Origin of the sequence: Pseudomonas sp. ef1, assembly GCF_007293365.2 — a bacterium.
Lineage (GTDB): Bacteria > Pseudomonadota > Gammaproteobacteria > Pseudomonadales > Pseudomonadaceae > Aquipseudomonas > Aquipseudomonas siliginis.
In genome coordinates, this window is the sequence record NZ_CM129815.1 from 494,504 (window position 1) to 515,188 (window position 20,685).

The 20,685-nt window shown below is 60.9% G+C and carries 21 protein-coding genes; 6 read left to right on the plus strand and 15 right to left on the minus strand.

Annotated features, from left to right (window positions below; all coding sequences use genetic code 11):
- Nucleotides 1–88 precede the first annotated feature (88 nt).
- The 3 genes from FEE99_RS02395 to FEE99_RS02405 all read right to left on the minus strand — a co-directional run bounded on the left by FEE99_RS02395 (nucleotide 89) and on the right by FEE99_RS02405 (nucleotide 2,788).
- Nucleotides 89–1,060: a thymidylate synthase gene (locus tag FEE99_RS02395; protein ID WP_041476852.1), complete on the minus strand. Its 972-nt coding sequence runs from the start codon at nucleotides 1,058–1,060 to the stop codon at nucleotides 89–91.
- A 50-nt stretch (nucleotides 1,061–1,110) separates the two neighbouring features.
- Nucleotides 1,111–1,926, minus strand: a complete 816-nt coding sequence (gene lgt / locus FEE99_RS02400) for a prolipoprotein diacylglyceryl transferase (protein ID WP_016772683.1) — start codon at nucleotides 1,924–1,926, stop codon at nucleotides 1,111–1,113.
- A 79-nt stretch (nucleotides 1,927–2,005) separates the two neighbouring features.
- Nucleotides 2,006–2,788 (minus strand): sulfite exporter TauE/SafE family protein, encoded by a 783-nt coding sequence (locus FEE99_RS02405; RefSeq protein ID WP_041476853.1) that lies wholly within the window; start codon nucleotides 2,786–2,788, stop codon nucleotides 2,006–2,008.
- Nucleotides 2,789–2,918: 130 nt separating this feature from the next.
- Here FEE99_RS02405 and FEE99_RS02410 point away from each other — a divergent pair, with 130 nt between their 5' ends.
- Nucleotides 2,919–3,665, plus strand: coding sequence for an NRDE family protein (locus FEE99_RS02410; protein ID WP_041476854.1), 747 nt, complete (start codon nucleotides 2,919–2,921; stop codon nucleotides 3,663–3,665).
- A 122-nt stretch (nucleotides 3,666–3,787) separates the two neighbouring features.
- On the opposite strand, the gene ptsP is transcribed toward FEE99_RS02410, so the two are convergent.
- Nucleotides 3,788–6,067 carry a phosphoenolpyruvate--protein phosphotransferase gene (gene ptsP, locus FEE99_RS02415; protein ID WP_041476855.1) on the minus strand — a complete coding sequence of 760 codons (2,280 nt, stop codon included), beginning with the start codon at nucleotides 6,065–6,067 and terminating at the stop codon, nucleotides 3,788–3,790.
- A 22-nt stretch (nucleotides 6,068–6,089) separates the two neighbouring features.
- A complete protein-coding gene (locus FEE99_RS02420) occupies nucleotides 6,090–6,569 on the minus strand; it encodes an RNA pyrophosphohydrolase (protein ID WP_003229203.1) in 480 nt (159 codons plus the stop codon).
- 143 nt (nucleotides 6,570–6,712) lie between these two features.
- Here FEE99_RS02420 and FEE99_RS02425 point away from each other — a divergent pair, with 143 nt between their 5' ends.
- On the plus strand, nucleotides 6,713–7,369 hold the full coding sequence (locus FEE99_RS02425) for a histidinol-phosphatase (protein ID WP_041476856.1): 657 nt from the start codon (nucleotides 6,713–6,715) through the stop codon (nucleotides 7,367–7,369).
- A gap of 120 nt (nucleotides 7,370–7,489) precedes the next feature.
- Here the strand turns inward: FEE99_RS02425 and FEE99_RS02430 are convergent, their stop codons facing one another.
- Both FEE99_RS02430 and ilvA read right to left on the minus strand, forming a co-directional pair.
- Nucleotides 7,490–7,903 carry a DUF2269 family protein gene (locus FEE99_RS02430; protein WP_041476857.1) on the minus strand — a complete coding sequence of 138 codons (414 nt, stop codon included), beginning with the start codon at nucleotides 7,901–7,903 and terminating at the stop codon, nucleotides 7,490–7,492.
- A gap of 41 nt (nucleotides 7,904–7,944) precedes the next feature.
- Nucleotides 7,945–9,459, minus strand: coding sequence for a threonine ammonia-lyase, biosynthetic (ilvA, locus tag FEE99_RS02435; protein WP_016772678.1), 1,515 nt, complete (start codon nucleotides 9,457–9,459; stop codon nucleotides 7,945–7,947).
- Nucleotides 9,460–9,717: 258 nt separating this feature from the next.
- Here ilvA and rpiA point away from each other — a divergent pair, with 258 nt between their 5' ends.
- Complete coding sequence (gene rpiA / locus FEE99_RS02440) at nucleotides 9,718–10,392, plus strand: ribose-5-phosphate isomerase RpiA (RefSeq protein ID WP_041476858.1); 675 nt, start codon at nucleotides 9,718–9,720, stop codon at nucleotides 10,390–10,392.
- A gap of 145 nt (nucleotides 10,393–10,537) precedes the next feature.
- On the opposite strand, the gene FEE99_RS02445 is transcribed toward rpiA, so the two are convergent.
- The 4 genes from FEE99_RS02445 to FEE99_RS02460 all read right to left on the minus strand — a co-directional run bounded on the left by FEE99_RS02445 (nucleotide 10,538) and on the right by FEE99_RS02460 (nucleotide 14,868).
- Nucleotides 10,538–11,455: an SdiA-regulated domain-containing protein gene (locus tag FEE99_RS02445; protein WP_041476859.1), complete on the minus strand. Its 918-nt coding sequence runs from the start codon at nucleotides 11,453–11,455 to the stop codon at nucleotides 10,538–10,540.
- Nucleotides 11,456–11,638: 183 nt separating this feature from the next.
- Entirely contained in the window at nucleotides 11,639–12,562 is a 924-nt protein-coding gene (locus FEE99_RS02450) for an SdiA-regulated domain-containing protein (protein WP_041476860.1), read from the minus strand.
- 204 nt (nucleotides 12,563–12,766) lie between these two features.
- On the minus strand, nucleotides 12,767–13,432 hold the full coding sequence (locus FEE99_RS02455) for a fumarylacetoacetate hydrolase family protein (RefSeq protein ID WP_024014705.1): 666 nt from the start codon (nucleotides 13,430–13,432) through the stop codon (nucleotides 12,767–12,769).
- Between the two features lie 41 nt (nucleotides 13,433–13,473).
- Nucleotides 13,474–14,868 carry an FAD-binding oxidoreductase gene (locus FEE99_RS02460; RefSeq protein WP_041476861.1) on the minus strand — a complete coding sequence of 465 codons (1,395 nt, stop codon included), beginning with the start codon at nucleotides 14,866–14,868 and terminating at the stop codon, nucleotides 13,474–13,476.
- A 205-nt stretch (nucleotides 14,869–15,073) separates the two neighbouring features.
- On the opposite strand from FEE99_RS02460, the gene serA reads away from it, so the two are divergent.
- On the plus strand, nucleotides 15,074–16,303 hold the full coding sequence (serA, locus tag FEE99_RS02465) for a phosphoglycerate dehydrogenase (protein ID WP_024014707.1): 1,230 nt from the start codon (nucleotides 15,074–15,076) through the stop codon (nucleotides 16,301–16,303).
- Between the two features lie 118 nt (nucleotides 16,304–16,421).
- On the opposite strand, the gene FEE99_RS02470 is transcribed toward serA, so the two are convergent.
- Entirely contained in the window at nucleotides 16,422–16,847 is a 426-nt protein-coding gene (locus FEE99_RS02470) for a DUF4399 domain-containing protein (protein ID WP_041476862.1), read from the minus strand.
- Nucleotides 16,848–16,982: 135 nt separating this feature from the next.
- Between FEE99_RS02470 and FEE99_RS02475 the strand changes: the two genes are divergently transcribed.
- Nucleotides 16,983–17,549, plus strand: a complete 567-nt coding sequence (locus tag FEE99_RS02475; RefSeq protein ID WP_041476863.1) for a transporter substrate-binding domain-containing protein — start codon at nucleotides 16,983–16,985, stop codon at nucleotides 17,547–17,549.
- A gap of 97 nt (nucleotides 17,550–17,646) precedes the next feature.
- On the opposite strand, the gene FEE99_RS02480 is transcribed toward FEE99_RS02475, so the two are convergent.
- Nucleotides 17,647–18,132 (minus strand): DUF523 domain-containing protein, encoded by a 486-nt coding sequence (locus tag FEE99_RS02480; RefSeq protein WP_041476864.1) that lies wholly within the window; start codon nucleotides 18,130–18,132, stop codon nucleotides 17,647–17,649.
- Between the two features lie 2 nt (nucleotides 18,133–18,134).
- On the minus strand, nucleotides 18,135–18,767 hold the full coding sequence (locus FEE99_RS02485) for a 2OG-Fe(II) oxygenase (RefSeq protein ID WP_041476865.1): 633 nt from the start codon (nucleotides 18,765–18,767) through the stop codon (nucleotides 18,135–18,137).
- 108 nt (nucleotides 18,768–18,875) lie between these two features.
- Here FEE99_RS02485 and FEE99_RS02490 point away from each other — a divergent pair, with 108 nt between their 5' ends.
- A complete protein-coding gene (locus FEE99_RS02490; RefSeq protein WP_041476866.1) occupies nucleotides 18,876–19,610 on the plus strand; it encodes a DUF2059 domain-containing protein in 735 nt (244 codons plus the stop codon).
- 91 nt (nucleotides 19,611–19,701) lie between these two features.
- Here FEE99_RS02490 and FEE99_RS02495 read toward each other — a convergent pair whose 3' ends face one another.
- Nucleotides 19,702–20,649, minus strand: a complete 948-nt coding sequence (locus tag FEE99_RS02495; RefSeq protein WP_041476867.1) for an alpha/beta hydrolase — start codon at nucleotides 20,647–20,649, stop codon at nucleotides 19,702–19,704.
- Between the last annotated feature and the right edge of the window lie 36 nt (nucleotides 20,650–20,685).

Genomic DNA, 20,685 nt, shown 5'->3' on the forward strand with positions numbered 1-20,685 from the left:
GCGAAAGCGGTGTATCAGTCGACACATCTGTGACTGACACGCCCTCTTCGCGAGCAGGCTCGCTCCCACAGGGATATTGCGGTGTGGTTTAGACCGCCATCGGGGCGGTCATTGGTGGGTGGTGCTCGTAGCCTTCCAGCGAGAAATCGCTCGGTTCCACCAGTTCCAGCCACTCCGGCTGATATACACCAGTCTTGGCAAACTCCGGCACGCGGTCGGAGATCTTCAGTTTCGGCATGGCAAACGGCTCGCGCTTGAGCTGTTCGTTGAGCATGTCCAGGTGGTTTTCGTAGACGTGCGCATCGCCGATGAAATAGGTGAACCAGCGCGGCGTGTAACCGGTCAGGCGACCGATCAGGCTCAGCAGTGCGGCGCCTTCGGTAAGGTTGAACGGCGTGCCCAGTCCCAGATCATTGGAGCGGATGTACAGGGTCAGCGAGATCTCTTTGGTCTCGACGTTCGGGTGGAACTGGTACAGCAGATGGCATGGCGGCAGGGCCATTTCATCGAGCTGGGCGACGTTCCAGCCGTGGAACAGAATGCGGCGGCTGCCCGGATCCTTGATGATCGTGTCGACGCACTGGCGTACCTGGTCGATCGCCTTGTACAGCACGACGTAGGCCTGGCCGTCTTCTTCGCCCTGAGCGATCTGCTTGTAGCCGTTGGCCAGGGTTTGTTCAATGGCGGCGGTGTTGCTCAGCGGGATCTGCTTGTACGCCGGCCATTTGCGCCATTGCACGCCGTAGATTTCACCGAGGTCGTCGTCGCCCTGGCGGAACGGGTTGGCCAGCCATTGTGCGTTTTCGTTGGCGTTCTGGTCCCAGACCTTGCAGCCCAGCGCGCGGAATTCAGCGGCGTTGTTCACGCCACGCAGAAAGCCGCACATCTCGCCGATGGCCGATTTGAAAGCCATCTTGCGCGTAGTGATCGCCGGGAAGCCTTCCTGCAGATCGAAACGCAGCATCGCTCCCGGGAAACTGATGGTGTTGATACCGGTGCGGTTGGCTTGCTTGGTGCCGTTCTGAATGACGTGCGAGACCAGTTCGAGATATTGCTTCATGAGTTACCTGTGTCCTTGGAGCCCCGGCGTCGCGCGCCGGGGTTCGTAGTTTAAGCCGTCGGCGCGAGCGGCGCTGCCGGGGCGCGACGATAGGCCAGCCAGATCAGCAACAGCCCGCCGACAATCATCGGCACGCAGAGCACCTGGCCCATGGTCAGCCAGTTCCACGCCAAGTAGCCGAGCTGAGCATCCGGGACGCGGACGAACTCGACGATGAAACGGAAGATGCCGTAGAACAGCGCGAACATGCCGGAGACCGCCATGGTCGGACGCGGTTTGCGCGAGAAGATCCACAGGATCAGGAACAGCGCCACGCCTTCGAGGGCGAACTGATACAGCTGCGACGGGTGGCGCGGCAACTGCGCCGGATCGCTGAACGGCGGGAACACCATCGCCCACGGCACGTCGGTGGCCTTGCCCCACAACTCGGCGTTGATGAAGTTGCCGATGCGCCCGGCGCCCAGACCGATCGGCACCATCGGCGCGACGAAGTCCATGAGCTGGAAGAACGACTTGCCATTGCGCTTGCCGAACCACAAGGCCGCGAGCATCACGCCGATGAATCCGCCGTGGAACGACATGCCGCCCTTCCACACTTCGAAAATCAGCGTCGGGTTGGCCAGGTACGCGCTCAGATCATAGAACAGCACGTAACCCAGACGGCCGCCAACGATCACGCCCATCGATAGCCAGAACACCAGATCGGAGAGTTTCTCCTTGGTCCAGGTCGGGTCGAAGCGGTTGAGCCGGCGCGACGCCAACAGCCACGCGCCGCCGATGCCGATCAGGTACATCAGACCGTACCAGTGGATTTTCAGCGGACCGATGGCCAGGGCCACCGGGTCGATCTGCGGGTAAGGCAGCATTGCGACTCCTTGTTAGAGTTGAAAGCAAAATTCCCGGGTGACGCTGCCACCTCAGGATTAAGCCAGGATTGCCACGCGGTCAGAGCAGAAAGCTCAAACCTACGCAGAACAGCAAAGCGGCGAACAGCCTTTTCAGCAAGCGCGGCGACAACCTGTGTGCCAGACGCGCACCGAGCCGAGCGAAGACCATGCTGGTCAGGGCGATGCCCAACAATGCCGGCAGATAAACAAAACCGAGACTATGGGCCGGCAACAACGGATCGTGCCACCCCAGAATCATGAAACTTAACGCGCTGGCCAAGGCAATCGGCAGGCCACAGGCCGACGAGGTCGCCACGGCCTGCTGCATCGGCACGCTGCGCCAGGTCAGAAACGGCACGGTCAGCGAGCCGCCGCCAATACCGAAAATCGCCGAGGCCCAGCCAATCACCGTACCGGCAGCGGTCAGACCGAGTTTGCCCGGTACCGTTCGGCTGGCCTTGGGTTTGACGTCCAGCGCCAGCTGCACGGCGATCACCAGTGCAAATACGCCGATGATCTTTTGCAGGTTCGGCCCGGAGATCGCTTCAGCCGTCAGCGCCCCGAAACCGGCACCGAGCAGGATACCCACGGTCATCCAGCGAAAAATCGCCCAGCGCACCGCGCCACGACGGTGATGTTCACGCACGGCGTTGACCGAGGTGAATATGATCGTCGCCAGCGACGTGCCCACCGCCAGGTGCGTAAGAATCGACTGATCGAAGCCCTGCAAAGTGAAGCTGAACACCAGCACCGGGACGATGATGATCCCGCCGCCAACGCCAAACAGCCCGGCGAGCACGCCCGCACAGGCGCCGAGCGCCAGGTAGAGCAGAAATTCCATGACCGTCTCCAGCACGCATCGGCAAAACAGGAGCGGCATGTTAACGGATGCGCAGCCTTCTGCTCCACTGGCGATGGATGCACGGACGCCGGATGCGTAGAGTGGGCAAAAAACACACAAGGACCACCTTATGTGCCTGATTGTTTTCGCCTGGCGCCCGGGCCATGCCCAGCCGCTGGTCGTCGCGGCCAACCGCGACGAGTTCTACGCCCGCCCCAGCCTGCCATTGGCACCTTGGCCCGAGGCGTCACAGGTGCATGCCGGGCGCGATCTTGAAGCCGGCGGCACCTGGCTGGGGATCGGCGCCAACGGGCGCTTCGCCGCACTGACCAATATTCGTGATCCGCAACAGCCGCCCGCGACCAAATCCCGGGGCGAGCTGGTAGCGCGGTTTCTCACGACTGATCTGTCGATTGATGATTATTTGAGCGATGTAGTGGCCCGTGCCGCCGAATATGCCGGGTTCAATCTGCTGCTGGGCAATGCCCATGAGTTGTGGCATTTCAATGCGCGGGCGTCAGAGCCGGTGATGTTGCAGCCGGGGGTTTATGGTTTATCCAACGCGGGGCTGGATACGCCCTGGCCGAAACTGCTCAAGGCCAGGGCGGCGTTGAACGCGGTACTGGATGATCCGCAGCCTGAGCGCTTGTTGACCTTGCTCAGCGATGCACAGACCGCACCCGAGGCCGAGTTGCCGGATACCGGGGTGGGCATGGCGACGGAGTCGTTGCTGTCGAGCGTGTTTATTGCCAGCCAGAGTTATGGCACGCGGGCGAGTACAGCGTTGATCGTGCGAGCGGACGGCACGCGGCGGATGGTAGAACGCAGTTTTGGGCCGTATGGCGGGCATTTGGGCGAGGTGGAGATTGTGGTTTAGCGGTGCCTGAACTGGCGCCTTCGCGAGCAGGCTCGCTCCCACCTGGGTTTCGTGATCGATACGAATCCCTGTGGGAGCGAGCCTGCTCCGGGCGGCGTTCCGACGAAGAGGGCATCGGCCTTTTAGAGAGCCTTGGTCACCACCGGCGAATTCATCTTCGCCAACCCGAGATTCTTCAGCGCCAGTTGCAGCGAGCTGTGGATAACCTGCGGGTTATCGATCTTCATCAGTTCCGCCAGCATCTCCTGCGCCTTGCTCAGGTTCACCTGACGCAACATCCACTTCACCTTCGGCAGGTTGGTGGCGTTCATCGACAGGCTGTCGAAACCCATCGCCATCAACAGCACCGCCGCCGCCGGATCACCGGCCATCTCGCCGCAGATGCTCACCGGTTTGCCTTCGGCGTGGGCGTCAGTGACCACGGTTTGCAGGGCTTGCAGCACCGCCGGGTGCAGATAGTCGTAGAGGTCGGCGACGCGCGGGTTGTTGCGGTCTACCGCCAGCAGATACTGGGTCAGGTCGTTGGAGCCGACGGAGAGGAAATCGACCATCCGCGCCAGTTCCTTGGTCTGGTACACCGCTGCCGGGATCTCGATCATCACGCCGATCGGCGGCATCGGCACGTCGGTGCCTTCGTCGCGCACTTCGCCCCAGGCGCGGTGGATCAGGTGCAGGGCCTCTTCGAGTTCGTGAGTGCCGGAGATCATCGGCAGCAGAATCCGCAGGTTGTTCAGGCCTTCGCTGGCCTTGAGCATCGCGCGGGTCTGCACGAGGAAGATTTCCGGGTGGTCGAGGGTGACGCGGATACCGCGCCAGCCGAGGAACGGGTTGTCTTCCTTGATCGGGAAGTACGACAGCGACTTGTCACCGCCGATGTCGAGGCTGCGCATGGTCACCGGTTGCGGGTGGAACGCGGCGAGCTGTTCGCGGTAGATCGCCAGCTGTTCCTTCTCGCTCGGGAAGCGCTGGTTGATCATGAACGGCACTTCGGTGCGGTACAGACCGACCCCTTCGGCGCCACGCTTCTGCGCCCGCGCCACATCGGCGAGCAGGCCGGTGTTGACCCACAGCGGCATGCGGTGGCCATCGAGGGTCACGCACGGCAGGTCGCGCAGGGTGTCGAGGCCCAGCGCCAGTTGTTTCTCTTCCTCGACGACTTCGGCGAACTGCTTGCGCAGTACTTCGCTCGGGTTGGTGTAGACCTCGCCACGGGTGCCGTCGACGATCATTTCGATGCCGTCGACCTTGGCGTACGGCAGATCGACCAGACCCATTACCGTCGGAATGCCCATGGCCCGGGCCAGAATCGCGACGTGGGAGTTACCCGAACCGAGTACCGAGACCAGACCGACCAGCGTACCTTCCGGCACCTCGCCGAGCATCGCCGGCGTCAGCTCTTCGCTGACCAGAATGGTTTTTTCCGGGTAGACCAGATTCTGCTGGCGCTCTTCCTGCAGATAGGCGAGCAGACGGCGGCCAAGGTCTTTGACGTCCGAGGCGCGTTCGCGCAGGTAGGCGTCGTCCATCAGTTCGAAACGGTTGACGTGCTCAGTGACCACCTGACGCAGCGCGCCCTGAGCCCACTGCCCCGTCTTGATCACGGTGGTGATTTCGCTGCCCAGCGAGGCATCGTCGAGCATCATCAGGTAGACGTCGAACAACGCGCGCTCTTCCGGGCGCAGTTGGGTCGCGAGTTTGGCGGACAAGGCGCGCATGTCGGCGCGCACGCCTTCGATGGCAGTCTTGAACAGCGCCAGCTCAGCGTCGATGTCGGTGATGGTCTTGTCCGGCACCACGTCCAGATCCGCCGGCGGCAGCATGACCACGGCGGTACCAACGGCAGCACCCGGCGAACCCGGTACGCCGACGAACTTGGCTTCCTGAATGCCCTTGCCCTGCCGGCCCAGACCACGGATCGAACCGGTGGCCTCGGCGTGGGCGATCACACCGGCAAGCTGCGCGCTCATGGTCACGAGGAAGGCTTCTTCACCTTCGTCGAACTGGCGGCGTTCTTTCTGCTGGATGACCAACACGCCGACGACGCGGCGGTGGTGGATGATCGGTGCACCGAGGAACGAGGCGTAACGCTCTTCACCGGTTTCGGCGAAGTAGCGATAGCGCGGGTGAACCGACGCGTTTTCCAGGTTCAGGGGTTCTTCACGCGTGCCGACCAGACCGACCAGACCCTCGTTGGGGGCCATGCTGACCTTGCCGATCGAGCGCTTGTTCAAGCCCTCGGTGGCCATCAGGACGAAGCGATTGGTTTCCGGATCAAGCAGGTAGACCGAGCAGACCTGGCTGCCCATGGCCTCTTTGACGCGCAACACAATAATCCCCAACGCCGCCTTGAGATCCTTGGCGGAGTTAACTTCCTGGACGATCTTGCGCAGCGTATTGAGCATGGCTCGGGGTCGAACTCCGTCGTCAGTCGCGCGCTAAAAGGCGCGGGGCAAGCTCTTTGAGAGCGCGTCGATACACCTCGCGCTTGAATGTCACCACCTGGCCCAACGGATACCAATAGCTGACCCAGCGCCAGCCATCGAACTCCGGTTTACCGGTCAGATCCATCCGCACCCGCTGCTCGTTGGAGATCAGGCGCAGGAGGAACCATTTCTGTTTCTGGCCGATGCACAGCGGTTGGCTGTGGGTACGCACCAGGCGTTGCGGCAAACGATAGCGCAACCAGCCCCGGGTACAGGCCAGTATTTCAACATCTTCACGTTCCAGGCCAACTTCTTCGTTCAGCTCGCGGTACAAGGCGTCTTCCGGCGTCTCCTCGGGGTTGATCCCCCCTTGCGGAAACTGCCAGGCGTCCTGATTGATACGGCGAGCCCATAGCACCTGGCCGGCGTCATTCGTCAGAATGATCCCGACATTGGGGCGGAAACCATCGGGGTCGATCACGGCAACAACCTCGCAAACGCATGTCGCCGCATTGTTCCACAAAGCTTGATCAGGCGGCAACGAAGGTTCCTACCTTATGTGCACTCTTGTGAAAAGACCGTATTCTTGTCGCCTTTTTACTGACTTTTCAGCGGGTAACTGCAATGCGCCTGGCTCTATTCGATTTGGACAACACCCTACTGGGCGGCGACAGCGATCACGCCTGGGGCGATTATCTGTGCGAGCGCGGCTTTCTCGACCCGATCGCCTACAAGGCGCGCAACGACGAGTTCTATCAGGATTACCTGGCCGGCAAGCTGGACAACGCCGCCTACCTGAACTTCTGCCTGGAAATTCTCGGCCGCACGGAAATGGCCGTGCTTGAGCAATGGCACAGCGATTACATGCGCGACTGCATTGAGCCGATCGTGCTGCCCAAGGCACTGGAGCTGCTGAAGAAGCACCGCGATGCCGGCGACAAACTGGTGATCATCACCGCCACCAACCGTTTCGTGACGGCACCGATCGCCGTGCGCCTGGGCGTGGAAACCCTGATTGCCACCGAATGCGAAATGATCGACGGCCGCTACAGCGGGCGCAGCACCGACATCCCGTGCTTCCGCGAAGGCAAGGTCACGCGCCTGAATCGTTGGCTGGAAGAGACCGGCTATTCGCTTGAGGACAGCTATTTCTATAGCGATTCGATGAATGATCTGCCGCTGCTGGAGCAGGTGGCGAATCCGGTGGCGGTGGACCCGGATCCGAATCTGCGGGCCGAGGCCGAGAAGCGTGGCTGGCCGGTGATTTCGTTGCGCGACTGAGATTGCTATCGCTGGCAAGCCAGCTCCCACAGGGTCCTCAGTGTCCACATAATCTGTGTTCACTGAATACCCCTGTGGGAGCTGGCTTGCCAGCGATGGGGGTCACCTCGGCCTCAAGCCTTAAACCGGCTTGGCCCCCATCAACGCCGCTATGGCGACAAACCCGACGCCGCTGACAATCGCCAGCACCAGATTGAACGTGCGATTGCCCACCCCGCTTGTCCACAGCCGATCCAGCCGGACCAGCAGCCAGACCGCACTGAACGTGGCCACGGCGTAGATCACGCTGGATCCCAGAATCCACAATTGGCCCAACGGCCAGCCCACCAGATGCACCAGCCACCAGCCGGTGAAGGGCATGCTGAGCATGCCGATCAGCATCAGACACCAGATGAACAGCCAGGGACGGCGCATCGTACTGGCCGGCCCTTCGCTGCGATTTCGCCAGGTCAGGGCGGCGAGCCCCAGCCCGCTCGCGAGGATCACCACGGTCGCCGCGACGTGAAGGACTTTGAGGGTGGTCAGGGTTTCCATGTCGTTCTCATCCGTAGATCCATGCCCATCAGCGTAGCCGCTCAGCCAAGAAACAGCTGATAGGCCGGGTTATCGCTTTCATCCCAGTATGGATAGCCGATTTCCGCCAGCGCCGCCGGCACCAGATGACGTTCGTCATGCGGCACTTGCAGGCCGGCGACCACACGCCCGTCCGCCGCGCCGTGGTTGCGGTAGTGGAACATCGAGATGTTCCAGCGCCCGCCGAGCTTGTTGAGGAAGTTGAACAAGGCGCCCGGACGCTCCGGGAATTCGAAGCGCAGCACCACTTCATCGACCACCTGCGCCGCGCGGCCGCCGACCATGTGGCGGATGTGCAGCTTGGCCAGTTCGTTGTCGGTCAGGTCGAGCACCGGGAACCCCTGCTCGGTCAGGCTCGCCAGCAAGGCGCTGCGCGGATCGTTGTCCGGGTGGGTCTGTACGCCGACAAAGATGTGCGCTTCGCTGCCGGTGTTGTAGCGGTAGTTGAATTCAGTGATCTGGCGCTTGCCGATGGCTTCGCAGAATGCCTTGAAGCTGCCGGCCTTTTCCGGAATGGTCACGGCGATGATCGCCTCGCGACCTTCGCCCAGTTCGGCGCGCTCGGCGACGTGGCGCAGGCGGTCAAAATTGACGTTGGCGCCGGAGTCGATGGCGACGAAAGTCTGGCCGCTGACGCCACGCTGCTCGACGTACTTCTTGATCCCGGCCACGCCCAATGCGCCTGCAGGCTCGGTGATTGAGCGGGTATCGTCGTAGATATCCTTGATTGCTGCGCAGATCTCGTCGGTGCTGACGGTAATCACTTCGTCGACGTAATCCTTGCAGATCTCGAAGGTGTACTGGCCGATCTGCGCCACCGCCACGCCGTCGGCGAAAATGCCCACGGTCGGCAGAACCACGCGCTCGCCCGCTGCCATTGCCGCTTGCAGGCAGTTGGAGTCGTCCGGCTCGACGCCAATTACCTTGATGTCCGGACGCAGGTATTTCACGTAGGCCGCGATACCGGCGATCAGCCCGCCACCGCCGACCGGGACGAAGATCGCGTCCAGCGGTTGCGGGTGCTGACGCAGGATTTCCATCGCCACGGTGCCCTGCCCGGCAATGGTGTGCGGATCGTCGTACGGGTGGATATAGACGTAGCCTTTTTCGTCGACCAGTTTCAGCGAATAGGCCAGCGCTTCCGGGAACGAGTCACCGTGCAGCACCACTTTGCCGCCGCGCGAGCGCACGCCTTCGACTTTGATCTCAGGGGTAGTCTTGGGCATGACGATGGTGGCTTTGACGCCCAACACTTTCGCCGCCAGCGCCAGACCCTGCGCATGATTGCCCGCCGAGGCGGTGACCACGCCACGAGCGCGCTCTTCGTCGCTCAATTGCGTCAGCTTGTTGTAGGCGCCGCGAATCTTGAACGAGAACACTGGCTGCAAGTCTTCGCGCTTGAGCCAGATGTCATTGCCCAGGCGCTCGGAGAGCTGGCGGGCGTTCTGCAGCGGGGTTTCTACGGCAACGTCATAAACGCGCGAGGTGAGGATCTTTTTGACGTACTGTTCGAGCATCGGAAAGCATCACTGGCGATTGGGCGGGACCAGCGAGTCTAACCCGGCTTTCGGGCGCACGACCACACGGATCCAGAGGTTTTATGCGCCCAAAAAGATCGCAGCCTTCGGCAGCTCCTACACTTTGGAACGCATTCCCCTGTAGGAGCTGCCGAAGGATACGATCTTTTGATCTGCCAACAGGACAATGACCTTCACGACCGCGAGGCCTATAATGCCGGCCTTTCTGCCCAACCCTTGCCCGCTTCCGGAGCCCGCATGACCCAGGATCAACTCAAACAGGCCGTGGCCCAGGCCGCCGTCGACTTCATCCTGCCGAAACTCGACGACAAGAGCATCGTCGGCGTCGGCACCGGCTCCACCGCCAATTGCTTCATCGATGCCCTGGCCCAGCACAAGGGCGCTTTCGATGGCGCGGTCGCCAGCTCCGAAGCCACTGCCACGCGCCTCAAGGGCCACGGGATTCCGGTGTATGAGCTGAATACCGTCAGCGATCTGGAGTTCTACGTCGACGGCGCCGATGAAAGCGATGCGCACCTGAACCTGATCAAGGGCGGCGGCGCGGCGCTGACCCGCGAGAAGATTGTCGCCGCTGTGGCCAAGACCTTCATCTGCATCGCTGACGCCAGCAAACTGGTGCCGGTACTCGGCGAGTTCCCGCTGCCGGTGGAAGTCATCCCGATGGCCCGCAGCCACGTTGCCCGCCAACTGGTCAAACTCGGTGGCGACCCGGTCTACCGCGAAGGCGTGCTGACCGACAACGGCAACATCATCCTCGACGTGTTCAACCTGCAGATCACCAACCCGGTGGAGCTGGAAGCACAGATCAATGCCATCGTCGGCGTGGTCACCAACGGCCTGTTCGCCGCGCGTCCGGCGGATCTGTTGTTGCTGGGCACCAGTGAGGGTGTGAAAACCCTCAAGGCTGAGTAAGCCGGACTGCCCACATTGGTGTGGGCAAATGAAATACCTGTGGGAGCTGGCTTGCCAGCGATAGCGGCCTGTCAGTCAACAATGATGTTGAAAGTGATGGCCTCATCGCTGGCAAGCCAGCTCCCACAGTGTTTTGGGGTGTTGGTTAGGGCTGTGCCGGTTTTTTGAAGACGTAAAACAGATTCGGCTCGCTCACCAGGTACAACGTGCCGTCATCATCCATTGCAATTCCCTCCGCCTGCGGCACGGTTTTCTGCAAACCCTGGCGCCCGCCGCTGATCGACATGGTGCTCAACGGGCGCCCGTCGACATCCAGTTCGATGATCAAGCGCGACTCGTCCGACAGCGCCAGCAAGTGCCCGCTGCGCTCGTCGTACTGCAGACTCGACAGATCACGCACAAACATTCCGGCATCGCGCTTGGGGTTGTTGATCACGTGCACCGCGTAGGTCTTGTCCGGTTTGAAATGCGGGAAGCCGTGGACTTCGTAGATCAGCATCGGGTCGCGCTCTTTCGCCACGAACAGCCGCTTGCCCACAGAATCATAAGCAAGCCCTTCGAAACCCTTGTTGCCGGACATGTGCACGCCAAGGGTCATTTGCTCGGCATCTTCGGCATCGAGAAAAGTGGTGTCGGCCTCAAGGTGGATCTTGATCAGGCGTTGCTGACGCTCGTCGGTGATCACGTAGGTGTCGGCACTGATGTACTCGACGGCTTCCGGATCGCCAAACCCCACCAGAGCGATGCGCCGCAGAATCTTGCCTTCCAGGGACAATTCGACCAGTTCGGAATTCTTGTTGGTGACCGTGAACAGGCTTTTGCGCACCGGATCGTAGGTCAGCGCCGAGACGTCATCGTCGAGCCCCTCGATCGGCCGCGCCTCGATCGTCACCCGATACTGGTCGAGCCCGATCGCCTCGCTGCTCACCGGTTGCCACAGCGTGTGCAGGTTGAACCAGGCGCGCTCGAACAGACGCAGGTATTGGCCGATCGCGATCAACGCAATCAGGACAATCATCAACAGGACGAGAATCAGCGGTTTGGGGCGGGCAAGTCGACGCATTCAGGCAGGCTCGGATTCATGACAGGCCGATGAAATATCACGCCCGTCTGAATTGAAGCTTAATGGCCACTTGCCTCAGATCACAAGCCAAGCGCCGTAGGAGCTGCCGAAGGCTGCGATTTTTTGACTTTCATAAGCAAGATCAAAAGATCGCAGCCTGCGGCAGCTCCTACAGGGAAGGCATCACCGGTGTTTTTCGAATCGGTAGAACAGGTTCGGCTCGCTGACCATGTACAGCGTGCCGTCCGCATCCATGGTCATGCCTTCGGCGCGGGGAATGGTGTCTTTCAGACCGTTGAAATTCCCAAGCAACGTCATGAAGCTGACTTGCTTGCCATCCTCGTCGAGTTCAAGCAACAGATGTGAATCCGCCGACAGCACCAGCAGATGGCCAGTGCGCGGATCGACAGCCAGCGCCGACAGGTTGCGCAGATCCAGCTGATCGCTGGCCAGCTTCTGCTTGTCACCCTGCAGGGTCTGGCCGCCATCGCTTTTCCAGGTGAACAGCGCCGGTGGGCGTTCCTCCCCCAGAATCAATCGCTGATTGCGCGGATCCCACGTGATGGCCTCAAACGCCTTGTTCTGATCTTTCGACGGCCCGAGGTCGTATTTCGGGAAATCGGCGATGTTCAGCTCACGAGTCGCGGCGTCGATCTTGACGATCGACAAGGTATGCTCACGCTCATCGACAATGGCCAGCAAGCCGTTTTCCATGACCGTCAGGCCTTCCGGATTGCTCCAGCCCACCAACGGCATCTTGCGCAACACGTCGCCCTGAAGCGTCAGCTCGACCAGGAAGGCATTCTTGCCCATCACCGCAAACAGGGTCTTGGTCTGCGGGTTATAGGCCAGATCCGAAGCTTCGTCCTTTTCCATGCCCGGCAGCGGCTTGGCATCGATGACCACCTGATAATCCGGCAGCCACACACTCTCCTTTTGCTCGGCCTTGCTCTCGAAGCGCTCCAGCACCCACAGCACGCCGCGATCATCCCAATGCATGGCGAACGCCAGTCCATAGGCTGCGGCGATGACCAGCAACAGCCAGACATACCAGCGCAGGACGAAGCGCGAACGGGAGGGGGATTTCTGCTGAGTTCGAGATGCCATCGAGGGATGCGTTCCGTTAATTCAGGCCAAGGGTAATAGCACAAAGAGGCCGGCTGAGACGCCAGAATCGCGGGAATTATCCAGAGAGGATGTGAAAAAAACGGGAAATGGCGGGATTGGCGTGTGCGTTTGCCAGCAACACACTTGTGGCGAGGGGATTTATACCCTCACCACAAAGCTCACCCCCTGCAAGGGGTTCCGCGGTTAGCGCACGCTGCTGCTGAAGCTGCTCGCCCCCGGCAGTTCGAGGACGATTTCATCGCCGACATTCAGCGGGCCGACGCCCACTGGCGTACCCGTAAGGATCACGTCACCGGCCTGCAGCGAGAAGCAGCCAGCCATGTGCTGGATCATCGGCACGATCGGGTTGAGCATCGCGCTGCTGTTGCCGTCCTGGCGCACTTCGCCGTTGATGGTCAGGCGGATGCCGATGTCGGTCAGGTCAGCGAAGGTGCTGCCGACCACGAACGGCGCGATCACCGCCGCGCCGTCGAACGACTTGGCGATTTCCCACGGCAGGCCCTTGGCTTTCAGCTCGGCCTGCTTGTCGCGCAGGGTCAGGTCCAGCGCCGGGGCGAAACCGGAGATCGCATCCAGCACTTCTTCACGGCTCGGTTTGGTCGACAGCGGCTTGCCGATCAACACAGCGATTTCCGCTTCGTAGTGCACCGAACCGCGCTCGGTCGGAATGCTGAACCCGCCTTCCAGCGGCACCACGCAACTGCCCGGCTTGATGAACAGCAGCGGCTCGGTCGGCACCGGATTGTCCAGTTCCTTGGCGTGTTCGGCATAATTGCGGCCAATGCATACGACTTTCCCGATCGGGAAGTGAATGCGCGTGCCGTCGACGTACTGGTGCTGATAGCTCATTTACCGACTCCTGCCTTTATTGATTCAACAGAGATTACCGATCAAACCGGGAAAATCTTGCCCGGGTTCATGATGCCGTTCGGGTCGAACACTGCCTTGACCGCTTTCATGTACTCGATCTCGGCCGGCGAGCGGCTGTAGGTCAGGTAATCGCGCTTGGTCATACCGACGCCGTGCTCGGCCGAGATCGAGCCGTTGTATTTCTCGACGGTTTCGAACACCCACTTGTTGACGGTGGCGCACTTGGCAAAGAACTCGTCCTTGCTCAGATTTTCCGGCTTGAGGATGTTCAGGTGCAGATTGCCGTCGCCGATGTGGCCGAACCAGACGATTTCGAAATCCGGGTAGTGCTCGCCAACGATCGCGTCGATTTCGCGCAGGAACGCCGGCACTTTCGAGACGGTAACCGAGATGTCGTTCTTGTACGGCGTCCAGTGGGAAATGGTTTCGGAGATGTACTCGCGCAGCTTCCACAAGTTGTGCAACTGGGTTTCGCTCTGGCTCATCACGCCGTCGAGCACCCAGCCCTGTTCAACGCAGTGTTCGAAGGTTTCCAGCGCGCTGTTGGCCACTTCTTCGGTGGTCGCTTCGAATTCCAGCAGGGCGTAGAACGGGCACTCGGTCTCGAACGGCGCCGGCACGTCACCACGGCCCATGACCTTGGCCAGCGCCTTGTCGGAGAAGAATTCGAACGCAGTCAGGTCGAGCTTGCCCTGGAAGGCGTGCAGCACCGGCATGATCGAATCGAAATCGGCGGTGCCGAGGACCATCGCCGTGAGGTTTTTCGGCGCGCGATCAAGGCGCATGGTCGCTTCGACGACGAAACCGAGGGTGCCTTCGGCGCCAATGAACAGCTGACGCAGGTCGTAACCGGTGGCGTTCTTGATCAGGTCCTTGTTCAGCTCCAGCACGTCGCCCTTGCCGGTGACGACTTTCATGCCGGCCACCCAGTTGCGGGTCATGCCGTAGCGAATCACTTTGATCCCGCCGGCATTGGTGCCGATATTGCCGCCAATCTGGCTGGAACCCGCCGAGGCGAAGTCGACCGGATAGTACAGGCCGTTTTCTTCGGCGACGTTCTGCAGATGCTCAGTGACCACGCCCGGCTGGCACACGGCAGTGCGGTCGGTGAGGTTGACGTCGAGAATCTGGTTCATGTAATCGAACGAAACCACCACTTCACCATTGGCCGCCACCGCAGCGGCGGACAACCCGGTGCGCCCGCCGGACGGCACCAGCGCGACCTTGTGGGTGTTGGCCCAGCGCACCACGGCCTGCACTTGCTCGATGGTCTTGGGAAACACGATGGCGCTCGGTGCCGGGGCGAAGTGCTTGGTCCAATCCTTGCCGTAGGTGTTCAGGGAGTCGGCGTCGGTGAGGACTTTGCCAGGCTCAACCAGGGTCTTCAGTTCATCAATCAGCGCAGGATTGGTCATCGACAGAACTCTCGAACAATTCATGGTCATCCTGAGAACGCTTCACGTCGCAGGAATGAGTGTTTAGCGGGGTGGCTATGCTAGCATACCGACCCCGCAGGACAGTGCCCAAGGCCAGATCCGCGGTGACGGCTTTGTTGCCGTGCGGGTCAGCTCCAGGCTGCTCCCTCCCTGCCATTTTTCTCCGGGATACAGGTTTACGCAGATGAGCAAGACTTCTCTCGATAAGAGCAAGATCAAGTTCCTTCTTCTCGAAGGCGTCCACCAATCGGCTGTCGACGTCCTCAAGGCGGCGGGCTACACCAGCATCGAATACCTGACTGGTTCCTTGCCGGAAGCCCAGCTCAAGGAAAAGATCGCTGACGCTCACTTCATCGGCATTCGCTCGCGCACGCAACTGACCGAAGAGATCTTCGATCACGCGAAGAAACTGGTCGCGGTCGGCTGTTTCTGCATCGGCACCAACCAGGTTGACCTCAGTGCGGCCCGCGAGCGCGGTATCGCCGTGTTCAACGCACCGTACTCCAACACCCGTTCCGTAGCGGAACTGGTACTGGCCGAAGCGATCCTGCTGCTGCGCGGCATCCCTGAGAAAAATGCCTCCTGCCACCGTGGCGGCTGGATCAAGTCCGCTGCCAACTCGTTCGAGATCCGTGGCAAGAAACTGGGCATCGTCGGCTACGGCTCGATCGGCACGCAGTTGTCGGTGCTGGCTGAAGGCCTGGGTATGCAAGTTTTCTTCTATGACACCGTGACCAAGCTGCCGCTGGGCAACGCCACACAGGTCAACAACCTGCACGAGCTGCTGGGCATGTCCGACATCGTCACCCTGCACGTACCGGAAACCGCCGCCACTCAGTGGATGATCGGCGAGAAGGAAATCCGCGCCATCAAGAAGGGCGGCATCCTGATCAACGCTGCACGTGGCACCGTGGTCGAGCTCGACGCCCTGGCGGACGCGATCAAGGACAAGCACCTGATCGGCGCGGCCATCGACGTGTTCCCGGTGGAGCCCCGCTCCAACGACGAAGAGTTCGAAAGCCCGCTGCGTGGCCTCGACAACGTGATCCTGACCCCGCACATCGGCGGCTCGACCGCCGAAGCGCAAGCCAACATCGGTCTGGAAGTGGCAGAGAAACTGGTCAAGTACAGCGACAACGGTACCTCGGTGTCGTCGGTGAACTTCCCGGAAGTGGCCCTGCCGGCTCACCCTGGCAAGCACCGCCTGCTGCACATCCACGAGAACATCCCGGGTGTGATGAGCGAGATCAACAAGGTCTTCGCCGAAAACGGCATCAACATCTCCGGTCAGTTCCTGCAGACCAACGAGAAGGTCGGTTACGTGGTGATCGACGTCGACGCCGAATACTCGGAGCTGGCGCAAGAGAAGCTGCAACACGTCAACGGTACTATCCGTAGTCGGGTGCTTTTCTAAAAGCAGCTACAAGCCGCAAGTTACAAGCGGCAAGAGAAAGCGCTTTGCCTTTACTTGCCGCTTGCAGCCAGCCACTTGAAGCTGAATAAAAAAGGGAGCCCCGCAGGGCTCCCTTTTTTTATTTCACGTTGACCGTGATTTTTTCCGAAACGATCGATGGGTCGAACGGCATGTGGCCGCTGTCGCCGAGGATCAGTTGCAAGGTGTGCTTGCCGGGGGCCAGTTTGATCGTGGCTTCGGTCTGCGCCTTGCCGAAATGCATGTGGTGGGCGTCAGTCGGAATCGGCGCGCCTTCGGCCGGCAGGTCGTCGACGTCGATCAGCAGGTGATGGTGGCCGGTGTTCCTGGTGGTGTCACCCGCCGGGGCCAGCGCGATGTTCTTGACGCCGAACTTGACCTTGAATTCCTGCGAGACGGTGGCGCCGTCCTCGGGAGAAACGATGAACACTTCAGCATCCTTCGGCGCCGGTGTCGCCGCACTGGCCAGCACCGAAACACCCATCAGCACACCGGCCAACGCTGCACGAGACATAAAGCTTTTCATTTTCTTCTCCAGTTTTTCCGTAAAATCCGCACGGTCATGACAACTTCATGACCATTCGTTGTCGAAGGCACTCGACAACCATAGCAAAGCGAGCCTGAATCAGAGCGTCGCGATAATGATTTCAAAGGAGTGACCATGCGCTTGCTGCCTGGCCTGATCTGCCTGCTACCCCTTCTGAGCCCGCTGGCTCACGCCGAACTGATTGATGACGTCAACGACCGTGGCGAGCTGCGCATAGCCCTTGAGGCTAATACACCGCCCTTCAATTACAAGGAAGGCGACACCCTCACGGGGTTCGAGGTCGAGCTTGGGCAACTGATCGCCAACGAGCTGGATGTACGCGCCGACTTCATCGTCACCGACGAGGGCGACCTGCTCCAGGGCGTTGAAAGCGGCAAGTACGACGTCGCGCTCAACCACATAGCACTGACACCCGAACTCAAGGATCGTTTCGACTTCAGCGAGCCGTACGGCGAGGTCGACGGGCAGTTGCTGGCGAAGAAGGACGAGACGCCGCGACCGCTGGTGCTGGTGCAGGCGTTGACCGAAGCGAAGCCGAAAGCGGCAGCGCCGGTCGAGTTGGCGATCCCGTTTCAGAAGGGCAATCCGGCATTTCAGGCCAGCCTCAAGAGCGCGATGCAGCGGATCAAAGACGACGGACGCCTGGCGGCGCTGTCGAAGAAGTGGTTCACCGAACCGTAGGAGCTGCCGCAGGCTGCGATCTTTTGATGTTGAAGATCAAAAGATCGCAGCCTCGTTTCACTCGTCAGCTCCTACAGTTGGATTTGCGATGAAGCTTTTAATCGAGTCGGGCCAGGGCCTGCGCGGCTTGCGGCAGTTCAAGCTCACTGAAAACCCGAACCCCATGACGCTTGAGCAACGCCGCCGTCACCCCTTCGCCACTGACTTTGACCCCACTGAACGTGCCGTCATACGTCAACAGATTCCCGCAAGAGGGGCTGTTGGCCTTGAGCACCGCCACCCGAATGCCGTGCTTTTGCACCAGTTCCAGCGCTTGCCGCGCGCCTTCGAGAAACTGCGCACTGACATCCTCGCCATCGGTAGTGATCACAGCAGCAGTGCCATCCAGCACCTCACCGCCCTGCCCGCCGGGAATCTCCGCCGCCGCCCTTGGCGTCGGCAATCCACCGGCCACCTCCGGACACAACGGCACTACCCGCCCTTCTTCGATCCACTGCTCAAGCAGATCAAACGGCCCGCTCGCGCCACCGTCATAACGCACGCGGTGACCCAGCAGGCAGCGACTGACCAGGATCTTTTCCATGTTCAGAACGGCTCGTTGCCACGGCGACGGAACCAGCCAGTCAGCGACAGGCGCTCGCGATGGGCCGGCAACACTTCGTGGGGCACTTCGCCGGAGAGAAACACCACCAGGCAGCCGCCGGTCGGCTGCACGTCGTGCACGCGCTCATCGCCCAGGTACATGCGCAACTGTCCGCCGTCCTCCGGCAGCCAGGCGTCGTTGAGGTAGATCACCGCCGACACCATGCGCCGGTCATCATCGCGAAAACGGTCGAGGTGCTTGAGGTAAAACGCGCCGGGCGGGTACAGGGCGAAATGGCATTCGAAATCCTCAAGTCCCAGAAACAAGCCGCGATTGAGCGCCTCGCGCAGACTGTCCATCAGGCTCAGGTAGCGGTCAGTGGCGTCGGCCTGACCCGGGTCGATCCACTGGATGTGATCGCCGCGAATACCCTCGCGAATCTCCGAAAACGGCCCGCGTCCGACCGCCGCCGGCGCCAGCTCACCCTCGGCTTCACGTTTACGGCACTCGGCCGCCAGCGCCCGGGTCAGATCGGCGGGCAGGAAGATGTTCTGCTGCGACCAGCCGTGTTCGGCCAGGTCGTCGACAATGCGTAACAGCAGCGGGTGTTCAGAGGATATCGGCATGGCGCGCATAGTATGCCGACGGCAACAAATCCGACAGAGCCACGCAGCGCCTTGCTACGAATTCTCGACAAGTACCGGCACCGCACGGACAATAGTCCGCTGCTGACAGGAGTCCCTATGCGCCGTTTGCTTTTTTCACTGTTGATGTTCTGCGTATTGCCCGCCTGGGCGGACGGCCACGATCAGTTGTACAAGGTCGCCGGCTGGCCAGAACAACGCGCGCATTTCAACGATGCCCTGAGCGCCGCCCAGCAGCGCTATCAGAACAGCCTGCCGCCTGCGGTATTTCAGGCGCTGGTCAACAACAGCAATCAGCGCTTCGCCGCGCAGGCCATGGATCAGCGTGCCGAAGCGCAACTGCGGCAGAAACTCGCCGACCCGAAACCGGCGCTGACCTTCTTCCAGTCGCCACTGGGCAAGAAAATCGTCGCCGCCGAATTGCTCGCAACCCGTCGCGATCAACTGGCAAAAAATGCCCAGGGCCTGCCGAAGATGCAGGCCAGCGACAGTCGCTTGCTGATCATCGGCCATCTCGCCCAGGCCCTGCCGGCCCGTGAGGCTGGCGCCGAGGTCAGCCTGGCGATTGCCGGCGTGGCAGCGGACAGTTTGAGTTCGATGATTCCCGGATTGCTTGGCGGCGGTCAGGCGCAGGGCATGTTGAATGGTCAGCGCCAGCGCCTGATGGATCAGATCGGCGCCGATCTGAATAACACCCTGCTCTATGTCTATCGCGATTTGTCGGATGAAGAGCTGGAAGAGTTTGCGACGTTTGCCGAGTCGACCGAGGGCAAGGCTTATTACCAGGCGGCGCTGGCGGCGATTCGGGCGGGGTTGGCGGTCGGCCAACCTTAAAAGATCGCAGCCTTCGGCAGCTCCTACATTGAAACGCGTCCCCCTGTAGGAGCTGCCGAAGGCTGCGATCTTTTGATCTTGCCTTAACGCTTCAGAGATTCCGGCCCCTGATCCGCTTGCTCAAGAATTCGAAATACTCCTCACGCATCTCCGCCGTCTCATTGGCCAGGTGATGCCGTGCCTCGGCCAACAGCAGAATCTGCGGCCGGTCGAACTTCCATTTCAACACCTGCAGATTGTGCTGCCAGTCGACAGTCATGTCCGCCTGCCCCTGAATGATCAGCGGCCGTCGCGGACTTTTTTTCGCGTGCTCGACGCGGATGATCCAGCGCGACAGCGCGCCCACCCATTTCGTCGGCAGACGTCTTGGCTGCAACGGATCGGCCTGCAGAAACGGCAGAAAATCCGGATCGTTGGAGTTCTCGCTGAAGCGTCGCACGACCCCGCGTACAAACGGCCGCAGCAGGTAATAACTCAGCTGCGACCAGCCCCACGCCCTTGGTCGCACCAACGGCGCCAGCAGAATCACCTGCCCCTGCGCCGGGCTGTTCTCGCCATGGTTGAGCAGGTGATCGACGACAATCGCGCCACCGGTGCTTTGCCCGCACAAATGCCAAGGCTGCGGCAGCGCGATCGAGTTCGCTTCAGCGAACAGCGCCTGCAACATGTCCTGGTATTCAGCAAAATCACGAATGCTTGCCCGTGGCCCGCTCGACAGACCATGGCCCGGCAAGTCACAGGCGATCACGGCGAAATCCTGATCCAGCGCCCACTCGATCACATGCCGGTACAGGCCGATGTGATCGTAGTAACCATGCAGCAGAAACAGCGTCGCCTTGACCTTCTCCGGCCACCAGCAATGGCTGACCAGCTCGTAGCCATCGACTTCGAAACGACCCATGCCGCGCCAGACATCGCGCTCGACGAAGTCGGTCTTGTAGAAGCGCTGATAAGCCTTCGCCTCATCCGATAACGGCTGCCACTCGGCCAACGGCTTGAGGCTCGCGCGTAAATGATCGGGGTCGAAAGTATCAGGCATGCGGGTATTCCAGAGCGGGAAACGGACTTTATCGGC

Coding starts and splice junctions, on each gene's coding strand:
- FEE99_RS02395 (WP_041476852.1), bottom strand. CDS start 1,060: ATGAAGCAATATCTCGAACTGGTCTCGCACGTCATTCAGAACGGCACC.
- lgt (WP_016772683.1), bottom strand. CDS start 1,926: ATGCTGCCTTACCCGCAGATCGACCCGGTGGCCCTGGCCATCGGTCCG.
- FEE99_RS02405 (WP_041476853.1), bottom strand. CDS start 2,788: ATGGAATTTCTGCTCTACCTGGCGCTCGGCGCCTGTGCGGGCGTGCTC.
- FEE99_RS02410 (WP_041476854.1), top strand. CDS start 2,919: ATGTGCCTGATTGTTTTCGCCTGGCGCCCGGGCCATGCCCAGCCGCTG.
- ptsP (WP_041476855.1), bottom strand. CDS start 6,067: ATGCTCAATACGCTGCGCAAGATCGTCCAGGAAGTTAACTCCGCCAAG.
- FEE99_RS02425 (WP_041476856.1), top strand. CDS start 6,713: ATGCGCCTGGCTCTATTCGATTTGGACAACACCCTACTGGGCGGCGAC.
- FEE99_RS02430 (WP_041476857.1), bottom strand. CDS start 7,903: ATGGAAACCCTGACCACCCTCAAAGTCCTTCACGTCGCGGCGACCGTG.
- ilvA (WP_016772678.1), bottom strand. CDS start 9,459: ATGCTCGAACAGTACGTCAAAAAGATCCTCACCTCGCGCGTTTATGAC.
- rpiA (WP_041476858.1), top strand. CDS start 9,718: ATGACCCAGGATCAACTCAAACAGGCCGTGGCCCAGGCCGCCGTCGAC.
- FEE99_RS02445 (WP_041476859.1), bottom strand. CDS start 11,455: ATGCGTCGACTTGCCCGCCCCAAACCGCTGATTCTCGTCCTGTTGATG.
- FEE99_RS02450 (WP_041476860.1), bottom strand. CDS start 12,562: ATGGCATCTCGAACTCAGCAGAAATCCCCCTCCCGTTCGCGCTTCGTC.
- FEE99_RS02455 (WP_024014705.1), bottom strand. CDS start 13,432: ATGAGCTATCAGCACCAGTACGTCGACGGCACGCGCATTCACTTCCCG.
- FEE99_RS02460 (WP_041476861.1), bottom strand. CDS start 14,868: ATGACCAATCCTGCGCTGATTGATGAACTGAAGACCCTGGTTGAGCCT.
- serA (WP_024014707.1), top strand. CDS start 15,074: ATGAGCAAGACTTCTCTCGATAAGAGCAAGATCAAGTTCCTTCTTCTC.
- FEE99_RS02470 (WP_041476862.1), bottom strand. CDS start 16,847: ATGAAAAGCTTTATGTCTCGTGCAGCGTTGGCCGGTGTGCTGATGGGT.
- FEE99_RS02475 (WP_041476863.1), top strand. CDS start 16,983: ATGCGCTTGCTGCCTGGCCTGATCTGCCTGCTACCCCTTCTGAGCCCG.
- FEE99_RS02480 (WP_041476864.1), bottom strand. CDS start 18,132: ATGGAAAAGATCCTGGTCAGTCGCTGCCTGCTGGGTCACCGCGTGCGT.
- FEE99_RS02485 (WP_041476865.1), bottom strand. CDS start 18,767: ATGCGCGCCATGCCGATATCCTCTGAACACCCGCTGCTGTTACGCATT.
- FEE99_RS02490 (WP_041476866.1), top strand. CDS start 18,876: ATGCGCCGTTTGCTTTTTTCACTGTTGATGTTCTGCGTATTGCCCGCC.
- FEE99_RS02495 (WP_041476867.1), bottom strand. CDS start 20,649: ATGCCTGATACTTTCGACCCCGATCATTTACGCGCGAGCCTCAAGCCG.